The organism is Candidatus Cardinium sp. cBcalN2 (assembly GCF_022810445.1).
Classification (GTDB): Bacteria; Bacteroidota; Bacteroidia; order Cytophagales; family Amoebophilaceae; genus Cardinium.
In genome coordinates, this window is record NZ_JAACGD010000122.1 from 1 (window position 1) to 2987 (window position 2987).

The window sequence follows — 2987 nt, forward strand, 5'->3', positions numbered from 1 at the left end:
ACTTGATGGATATCACATATCATATAGGAAAACGTCCCCTCATTAGCGCTATCTATTTTTTCTACCAGTAACCTAGGCGGATTACCTATTTCTTGAGATAAAGCCACCTCTACTTTACGCATAAGCCTATCTAAGGTAATTTGGGCAGGTTGCAGCAAAGCATGTTCTTTAATCTTTTCCCTTTTATTAAAATAAGTGACCCAATCATAAAACTTATTAATAATGCTTTGAAAATCTTCCTTAAAAAGGGGAGTATCCTTATCTAAAAAGGAAATAGACTCCTCCACTTTACGGACTACTTGCTCTAAAATAAAACCGTAGCCTTTAACAACAGGCACACGATTAGAAGGAACCAAAGCTGCATCATAGAGAGAGGCTTTGAGTTGTTGGGATTCCCTAATTTTTACTTGATTATTCAGGTAAAGAATTTGGCTTGTACAACTACCTAACTTGACTTTAAAGAAAATAGTGATGGCAAATATGAATAGAGTGGCTATAAATAGTGGGAAGAGAGAAGATAATAATGGGAAAGGTAACCCAATAAGAACGGGATAAATAGAGACTAATAATGTAGTAGCCACAACCCCTATGGACAAGTAGAGCGGCAAGAACCATAAGATTAGCGTAGCATGGGTCAAAAACAAGGATATAGTAAAAATCGGATCCAGCAGATGGTAGCAGTGCCAAATGATATTTCCAGGAAGATAAACTACCAGCCATACCAGCCAGCATAGGCCAATAAACCAGCTTGGAATGATTCTTATCTTTTTCGAGATATCATAAAGAAATGGATAGCCTATAAAAAAAGCAGCTACAAAAAGCTGCACAATAAGCCAAGGACCACTATGGGCAATAGACGCTATAAAATGCGTCACTAAGCTAGTAATCGCTAGATAGAATCCGATACATACGATGGTAGTGTGACTCGGTTTGAGCTTAGCCAAAGTGGCTCTTCTATTGGCCCAGCCATTTTTAATGGCTTCTTTTCGTTCTGCACTTCTTCGGGCCTTTTCTTGTTGTATTTGTTTAAAATCGGTATCTGGTCCAACCCAACCTGTAGTTTCTGGTTGTTTCAAGAGGTAGTGGGCAGCCAGCATGGCTAGACCATTGGCTACAGCAGCCAGAAAAGAACCGTCTATGCCTGTTGAAGGTTCAACCCACTTGTTCCAAGCTAAAATAGTTAGTAAACCAGTAGCCATACCGATCAAAGCGGTACGAGAAGTGCCACGAAAGCCAAAAATAGCTAAGATAAAAGGGACTACCAGGATGGGTACAGCCGAATCAATAGCCCAATACATTAATATTAAAAGATCTCTACACCGAAAAGCTATCAACATGGCCAATAGGCCGAAAACTATTGTGGCCCACCTACATATTTTAAGTTGATCTTTATGAGTGATTGTTTGGTCGTTTTGTTTTTCCTTTTGTGATATAATTTGAAAAATATCATGGCTAACCATAACAGAAGAAAAATTTAAGCAAGAATCGGCCGTAGACATAGCCATTGCGATTAAGCCAATCGCAAGAAATCCTTTAAAAATAGGGGAAATATGAGTCAAAATATACGGCCAAATCGCTTCTTTGGTTAAATTTAGTTCCCCTACAAAAACAAATACACCAATTAAAATAAAAAAAGATTTTATAATAAAACTAAAAATAGCTGTATAGGCAAAAACATTCTTAACCTGAATAGGACTAGACGCCATGTATATGCGTTGAATAACCTGAGGACCTGTATAAGGTATCATGCAAGATAAACTTAATAGTACCAAACTGATTAGCTGGGTGTTACAGCCAAATAGTTTGCTAAAGTGAAATTTAGGGTTGCTTTGTAGCATAGGGAAAATTTCGGAAAATGGTTTACCCACTTTTACGAACATAAACCAAGCAAGCAATGGGATAACAACAGCAAAAGTTATAAATTGGAATACATCTGTATAGGTAATCGCACGAATTCCGCCAAAAGCAGAATAGAAAATAAGGATTAAGGTAGAAAGAATGGTAATAACACCAGTATCGACTGAGCGGAAACACATGCCAATAGCATTAGACATTACAACAATTTGCCCAGTAGTAACAACAATAGAATGAGAAATAGCAACTAAAGCAGCTATTAACCTTGGGTATTTACCATAAACACTACCTATGGTTTCTGGCATAGAAATATGGTCCATAAATCGCCCCATACGCAATGCGAGCCTGCTGGTAACCCAATAATCAATAATGCCTGTAAATACAAAAGTTATCCAGTATAAGCCAAGTACATAAACAGACTCTACATTACGGATTAATCCTCCCCCGCCGTAAGCAGTAGCCAATACGGTAGCCACGAGAGTAGGCGTTGCAAAATTTTTATTACCAATAGCATGTTCTCGAAAAGTAGTTTTTTTTCTACTAAAATAAATCCCTACTACTAAGGTTAATACCAAAAAAGCCGCCACTATGTATAGGGGTATATTCAAACAAACCATACAGCAAAAATTAACAAGGTTAAAAAACGCATCTATTCACTACTCTGGTAGAGCTATCCACAAAAAGAAAAACGCCACTTGTAAAATAATTGCGACTAGAAATCACCCCTTAGAGCTGAAATAGAAAAACAGCCTTGTTTGAAGCCCGCACAGCGGGCGAGTTCTGTTTTTCCAGCTCTAAGGGGGTGATTGCAGCAATTTTTTACCGAGGGCTTGATTTTTTGTCCACTTTTTTATCAAGAAAAAAGTGGTATAAAAAACTTTTTTACGACTGCCCTGAACGAATACTAAAAAACAGCTACAGAAGTCATACAACTTTCATCATAACTATTTATTTCTACAAATCAAAAAAAGGAACGTATTTAATAGACTGTAAGCTGCGCTTTCAGCAACTTTTTTCATCAGCGCTTGATTTTTTGGCTACTTTTTGATCAAGCAAAAAGTAGCTTTAAAAAATTCATTTTTTAACAGTGTCAGGAACAGATACGACCTATGGGGTAGGAAGCAAAAAAATTG

1 protein-coding gene is annotated in these 2987 nt (G+C 37.3%); it reads right to left on the bottom strand.

Going from position 1 to position 2987, the window contains the following annotated elements; genetic code table 11:
• Positions 1–2462: sodium:solute symporter (locus MUW74_RS03750; protein ID WP_243553078.1), on the bottom strand; the 2462-nt coding region annotated here is incomplete at its 3' end.
• Positions 2463–2987: the final 525 nt, after the last annotated feature.